7 protein-coding genes are annotated in these 5,852 nt (G+C 61.1%); 4 read left to right on the top strand and 3 right to left on the bottom strand.

Translation table 11 applies throughout. The annotated features are described in order from the left end of the window. Positions 1-531: 531 nt before the first annotated feature. From D1227_RS08145 to D1227_RS08130, 4 genes are all read left to right on the top strand, one after another. A complete protein-coding gene (locus D1227_RS08145) occupies positions 532-744 on the top strand; it encodes a hypothetical protein (protein WP_119377712.1) in 213 nt (70 codons plus the stop codon). A 147-nt stretch (positions 745-891) separates the two neighbouring features. Further along, positions 892-1,131 (top strand): DUF3489 domain-containing protein, encoded by a 240-nt coding sequence (locus D1227_RS08140; RefSeq protein ID WP_158586605.1) that lies wholly within the window; start codon positions 892-894, stop codon positions 1,129-1,131. A gap of 2 nt (positions 1,132-1,133) precedes the next feature. Beyond that, complete coding sequence (locus D1227_RS08135) at positions 1,134-1,556, top strand: DUF2924 domain-containing protein (RefSeq protein ID WP_119377710.1); 423 nt, start codon at positions 1,134-1,136, stop codon at positions 1,554-1,556. Continuing rightward, positions 1,556-3,223 carry a recombinase family protein gene (locus tag D1227_RS08130; RefSeq protein WP_119377709.1) on the top strand — a complete coding sequence of 556 codons (1,668 nt, stop codon included), beginning with the start codon at positions 1,556-1,558 and terminating at the stop codon, positions 3,221-3,223. The genes D1227_RS08135 and D1227_RS08130 overlap by 1 nt, the downstream gene beginning before the upstream one ends. A 39-nt stretch (positions 3,224-3,262) precedes the next feature. Here D1227_RS08130 and tnpC read toward each other — a convergent pair whose 3' ends face one another. The 3 genes from tnpC to tnpA form a co-directional block, all read right to left on the bottom strand. Then, positions 3,263-4,807 (bottom strand): IS66 family transposase, encoded by a 1,545-nt coding sequence (gene tnpC / locus D1227_RS08125; protein WP_119404467.1) that lies wholly within the window; start codon positions 4,805-4,807, stop codon positions 3,263-3,265. Between the two features lie 76 nt (positions 4,808-4,883). Further along, positions 4,884-5,237 (bottom strand): IS66 family insertion sequence element accessory protein TnpB, encoded by a 354-nt coding sequence (gene tnpB, locus D1227_RS08120; protein ID WP_119404466.1) that lies wholly within the window; start codon positions 5,235-5,237, stop codon positions 4,884-4,886. Beyond that, a complete protein-coding gene (tnpA, locus tag D1227_RS08115; protein WP_119404465.1) occupies positions 5,234-5,764 on the bottom strand; it encodes an IS66 family insertion sequence element accessory protein TnpA in 531 nt (176 codons plus the stop codon). Before tnpA ends, tnpB begins: the two co-directional genes overlap by 4 nt. Positions 5,765-5,852: the final 88 nt, after the last annotated feature.

The following is a 5,852-nucleotide window of genomic DNA, read 5'->3' as shown; positions in this document are numbered from 1 at the left end:
CGCTACGTGGAAACCGCCGGACTAACATTACCGGTGGACCACCCCTGTGGGGCAGAGCAGTTCCCTGATGTTTGCGAGCGCAGTCTAATTCGCTGAGCGAACATCGACCCGAACCTCAGTCTGATTGTTTCCCCTTTCTGCTCAACAACATGACTTTTAGCGTCCCCGTTAATAACCACCCACGGGGTGGTCGATATCTGCTCGCTTTGCTCTGCGGTCGGTTTGGCACGAACAAGCTCTGGAATATCTGCAGCTACAAGGAGTATCGCAGCAGCTGCGACGACTAGAAGTTCCGGATGATAGGGTTCTATCCGGTTTGCAAACATAGCCTGCGCGACTAGCCCTATCGCTGCACTAGACACAGCTAAGACAATTCTCGATGCCAGATGCATTCACCTAACCATATTCAATTAAATGTGAGTCGCGATTATGCAGAGACTCCGGAAGTCTTGCGAATCTTACGTCTGCTTCCGAGATCTAGCAGTCTCTCACCGTCTGGACTGATACGCCAATTGTAGCATTCGTCGGGTCATGGCTTACGACGACCTTCCACAGAAGCTCATGGCGGATGTCACTATGGCACTGGAAGACGCCCATGATGCGGCCGTCCAGGCGCAATCCGAGGAACTCTGCGCGCTGAGGTTCGACCAACTGGCCGCGCTTTCAATCACCAATGCCCACAAGGCGATCGAACTTGCCGAGAGCGCCCTGGAAGCGCATCGCAAAAACCAGCCGGACAGCTGATTTTCGACTGGACTTCCGGGCGCAACGGAGCGTCAGTATGTAGACCCTGGGATAGAAAGACCGGCCAGCCCGTACCTATGACAAGGTCGGGCCTTCAGTCAGTGGGAGCGGATGATCGCTTCCGTAACCAGACTGAAGGAGAACCCCATGGCCAAAGTAACCAAGACCCAATCGAAGAAGAAGCCATTCACCAAGCGTGAGCAGTTGATCCAGCTGCTCGGCAGGGAGAAGGGTGTCACCGTCAACGAGGTGTCGGAAGCCCTCGACTGGCTGCCGCATACGGTGCGGGCGGCCCTCACTCGGGTGCGGGCGGGTGAGCGGAAGCTCGAGAAGCTGCCGCCCGCAGACGGCGAGCGCTGTGCACGCTACCGCCTGGAGAAAGCCTGAGAATGGAGGCGGAGCAACCCTCCGATCTGGAGTCCCTGCGAGAGATGTCCCGCAGGGACCTCCTCGAGATCTGGGAGCAGGCAGGGCTGGGCGTTCTGCCCTACCGGACCAGCACGCCGTTCCTGGCGCGACTTCTCGCCTACGAGCTTCAGGTTCGAAAGCATGGCGGTCTTCGCAAACGGGCCCGGTCAACCCTCACCGCAATTGTATCGAACAAGATGCCAGGGCCCCAAGTTAAAACGGCGACACCTGGCACCCGGCTGGTCCGTGAGTGGAACGGCGTCCGGCATGTCGTCGACGTCACCAAGGCGGGCGCGATCTATCGTGGAAAGGCCTATGGCTCGCTCAGTGCCGTCGCTCGCGAGATTACCGGGACCCGTTGGTCTGGGCCGCGTTTCTTTGGTCTCCAGAGAAGGGCGCGCTGATGGCAAGAACAACGATCCGCTGCGCCATCTACACCCGCAAGTCGAGCGAGGAGGGGCTGGAGCAGAATTTCAACTCGCTCGATGCCCAGTGGGAGGCCTGCAAGGCCTATATAGAAAGCCAGAAGCACGAGGGCTGGAAGCTGATCGAGACCCGCTACGAGGATGGCGGGATCTCCGGCGGGCATCTCGAACGCCCCGGCGTGCGGTCTCTACTTGACGATATCGATGCTGGCCGTATCGACATGGTCGTGGTCTACAAGATTGATCGCCTGACCCGCTCGCTTGCAGATTTCGCACGCCTCGTGGAGCGCTTCGATAAGGCAAACTGCTCTTTCGTGTCCGTTACCCAGGCCTTCAACACCTCGACCAGCATGGGAAGGCTGACGCTCAATGTCCTGCTCTCCTTTGCCCAGTTCGAACGGGAGGTCACCGCCGAGCGCATTCGGGACAAGCTCGCCGCCTCGGCAAGGCGTGGCCTCTGGATGGGTGGTTTGGCGCCCTTGGGCTATGATCCCCATCCGGATCCGAACACCCGGGAGCTTGTCCTCAACCAAAACGAAGCCGAACAGGTCCAGCGGCTCTTCCATCTGTATGACCAGCATCGCTGTCTGGGCCAAGTTGCCCGACAGGCTGAGCTTGAAGGCATCCGGTCGAAGCGGCGAACTTTCAGGAGCGGCAAATCACTCGGCGGATGCGTGATGTCACGCGGTGCGGTTCATTCCATCCTGACCAACCCGGTCTATCGCGGGATGGTCCGGCACAAGGACAATACCTATCCCGGCAGCCATTCCGCGATCATTGGTGAGGCGCTCTGGGACCGTGTCCAGGAGACGTTGATCAAAAGGAGTGGCCGCCGGCGCGGGCAGGGCGGTCCAGACGAGCAGGCAGGATCGCCGCTCACCAGGCGAGTCTTCGATGAAGCTGGCGATCGTTTGACGCCGACATATGCGACGACGAGGGGAAAGCGCTGGCGGTATTATGTTTCCAGGAGCTTGGTATCGGGCAGCGAAACGTCCTCAGCCGGATGGCGACTGCCGGCTGCAAAGCTCGAGGCGGCCGTCGCGCAAGCGATCAGGAACTGGTTGGGTATAGCATCTGAACGGCTGCTTGCGGAACCGAGTGTGGAGACTTTTGCCAGGGTTCAAGCAGGGTTCGCTCGGATCGGTGAGGAGCTGGCATCAAGCCGGTCATCTATCATTGCCCAACTTGTCGAGCGCATCGATCTGAAACCCGGCGAGATGCGGTTGGCGATGAATCCAGAGTCCATCGCTGAGGCGACTGGACGACCCCTAGAAGAGTTTGCCGCCGGCGCGCTGGTTCATGTTGAAGCTTTCACGGAACGAAAGCGCGGTGTCGAGACGGTTCTCGTTCTCCGGGCCGAGACACCGAACCGGGATGAAACGCTGATCAATGCTGTGGCTCGTGCCCATGCCTGGATGGCTGAATGGCGGGCTGGCGTGTCTCTTCCAACCCTCGCCAAGAAGCTCGGCTGGACCACATCGCCCCTGCGTCAGAGACTGAAGCTTGCCTTTCTCTCGCCGTCAATTGTCCAGGCCATCCTGGATGGCCGCCAGCCCGCCGATCTGAGCCTCGAAAAACTCTTGCGAACAGACCTCCCGCTGGACTGGGATCGCCAGGCTGAAGTGCTTGGATTTGCGTTTCCCTGATCGGTTTTGGAAAATCCCTGTTCCGTAAGCGTCCAGTTCTCACACGTCCTTGTGTGAGCCCGCCCAGTTCCAAGGCAGCAGATCATCGACCCGGTTCATCGGATGGCCCTGGCTGAGACGGTCGAGGACATCACTGAGATAGGCATGCGGCTCGACATCATTGAGCTTTGCCGTGGTCAGCAGCGAGGCGATGACGGCCCATCTTTGAGCGCCGCCTTCGGAGCCGGCGAACAGGTGGTTCTTTCGGCCCAGTGCGACCGGGCGGATGGCACGCTCAACCGTGTTTGTGTCAAGTTCGATCCGGCCATCATCCAGGAACCGGCTGAGCTCAGCCCAGCGGGTCAGCGCATAGCGGATCGCATCGCCGAGCCCGCTGCGCGGTGGGATACGCTGGAGTTCGGTTTCCAGCCAGACCTTCATGGCCCTGACGAGCGGGCGGGATTTCCGGGCCCGCACGATCCGGCGCTTGTCCGCACTCTGGCCCCGGATAGCCGCATCGATGGCATAAAGCTCTGTGATCCGCTGCAACGCTTCGGCTGCGATCGGCGAGCCCGTCGCCTGGTGGACCTCGTAGAACTTGCGCCGGGTATGGGCCCAGCAGGCAGCGAGCGCGATGTCCCCGCCAGCAGTCAGCCGCTCGAACCCGGCATAGCCATCGACCTGCAGCACACCGTTGAAGTCTTTCAGATGGTCTTCCGGTCGTTCGGCGCGCCGGTCCGGGCTGTACATGTAGACCGCGGCCGGCGGACCGGGCCCATTCCAGGGCCGATCATCACGGGCATAGACCCAGAGCCGGCCGGTGCGCGTGCGGCCCCGGCCGGGATCGAGCACGGGCAGCGGCGTGTCATCGGCGAACAGCATGGTCGACGCGAAGACATGTTTCGCCAGACGCTCATGCAGCGCTTCCAGCCACCAGCTTGCACCGCCGACCCAGTTGGCGAGCGTCGACCGGTTCAGCTTCACGCCCTGGCGGGCAAAGATCTGCGACTGGCGATAGAGTGGCAGGTGATCGCAATATTTGCTGACGATGACATGCGCGAGCAGGCCGGGCGTGGCGAGCCCCTTCGCGATCGGGCGCTCCGGGGCCGGCGCCTGGTGGATCTTCCCGCAGCCTCTGCAGCCATAGCGCGGGCGCTTGATCCGCAGGACCCGCAACCGCGCCGGCACATGATCCAGCATCTCGCTGACCGTCTCGCCGATGAAGTGCAGCGCGCCGCCGCAGCATAGACAGGCGCTGGTCTCGGTCTCGATCGCGACATCCTCGCGCGGAAGGTGGTCCGGCAGGCTGAACGCGCGGGTACGGGATAGGCGCGCTGCAGTTTCAGCTGCCAAGTCGGGAAAAGCCGCTTCGAGCCGGGCGACATCACCATCGAGATCCTCCAGGCTGAGCTGGAGCTGACCGGGATCGAGGCCTTCGGCCCGGCGGCCGAACTGGCTGCGCTGCAGCGTCTTCACCATCTGGCGCAGTCGCTCGATCTCCGCCCGTGTCTCAGCGCGCTCGCTTTCGCGCGCCGCGGCCAGCTCGCGGATCATGCCATGCAGCACATCCACGTCTTCAGGCAGGGCGGTGAGATCAAGCTCCATGGCATGGAGATTACGCTGGAATCAGCTCGCTTCGCACAGCTTTCTGCGGCCTGATTCAATCGGTCGCATCTGCGTTTCAGCCCGCCCGATCAGGACGCCAGCGCTCGTCCGGTGATCGCCAGTCGATCCCGTCGATCAGCATCGATAACTTCTCAGAGGTCAGGACGATGGATTTGCCAGGCTCGTTTTCTGACGGCCAGGGGAAAACGCCATGCTCGAGCCGCTTTGTGAACAGGCAGAGCCCGGTCCCGTCCCAGTAGACGATCTTGATCAGATTGGCCTTGCGGCCGCGGAACACGAAGAGATGCCCGGTGAACGGATCGCGCTTCAGCACCTCCTGGACCATCATCGACAGTCCATCGATCCCCTTGCGCATGTCGGTATAGCCGACCGCCAGGTGCACCCGCACACCTTCTGGAAGCAAGGTCATGATGCCACCTCGACCGTGAGGAACCGCACGCCCGTGTCAGCAACAGCCAGCTCCGATTTCCAACGGAACAGAACCCGCGGGGCAACGCCATAGTGGCGAGCAACATCTGAAATGACAGCCCCCGGTCGGCAGGCCGCCCTGACGATCGCGTTCTTGTCTGAGGCGCTGAACTTGCGCCGGCGTCCTTCCTGAAGAGGCTGGAGAATCGGATCGCGATTTGGCGTCGGCCGGATCTCAGCCTGGTAGTCCAACTTAGGACTAAGCCTATGACTTAGCTTATGACTAAGGGTATGACTAAGCCTATGACTAAAGCTATGACTTAGGCCTCCGCGCCGGTAAAGCAGGTCCACTGGCTCAGGCCGCGGCTCCCGCTTGAACTGGGCGCGCCAGTTGCCGAACCGCTTCAGCGGCAAGCCGTTCACTTCGCAATATTCGCGTTGATTCAAGTCACTGCGTTTCCAGGCCTCATGATGGGCCCGCCAGAACGCTTCCAGCGCGGCACGTTTCTTCGTCTTGAGTTTCGGCATCGGTATCTCCTTTCAGCTTTTGAACACCAGCCGAAAGAGATCGAATGCCCGCTACCGCGCACAAGCGTGTCACTATTGGACGCTTACC

Source organism: Henriciella mobilis, assembly GCF_003576315.1.
Lineage (GTDB): Bacteria > Pseudomonadota > Alphaproteobacteria > Caulobacterales > Hyphomonadaceae > Henriciella > Henriciella mobilis.
This window is presented reverse-complemented; position numbering and strand designations above follow the sequence as displayed.